The sequence below is a fragment of the Shewanella sp. S1-49-MNA-CIBAN-0167 genome (genome assembly GCF_040310145.1).
Classification (GTDB): Bacteria; Pseudomonadota; Gammaproteobacteria; order Enterobacterales; family Shewanellaceae; genus Shewanella; species Shewanella psychromarinicola.
On the sequence record NZ_JBEOPO010000132.1, the window covers coordinates 1 to 381 of the forward strand.

Consider the following 381-nt stretch of genomic DNA (forward strand, 5'->3'; position numbering starts at 1 on the left):
GATAAGGCCTAAGCGAACGAGCATTAATGCGATAACGGCTGTTGCAAATGTTTCAAAGAAGCCTTCTACCCATAAGTGCACCACCCACCAGCGCCAATATTCTGCGATGGCAAGGTTTGAGTGTTTGCCCATAAACAGGCCTGCACCATAAAACAAGCCGATGGCGACACAAGAGGCGTATAGAATCCAAATTGCCGGCAGTATGTCGCTGTTAACTTTTAATGCAGGACGCATAGCTGCAGTGATTAACACGGTCCAAATTAATAAGCCCACAAACAATAATATTTGCCATACGCGTCCTAAATCAATGTACTCATATCCTTGATGTCCGAATAAATAGTTCATGTCTAGGTCAAAGTATTGTTGTACGCCAATCCATTC

At 43.6% G+C, this 381-nt stretch carries 1 pseudogene; it reads right to left on the reverse strand.

Annotated elements, in window-relative coordinates:
• A pseudogene (locus tag AAEZ00_RS20690) lies at nt 1-381 on the reverse strand (nitric-oxide reductase large subunit); the annotation flags it as partial.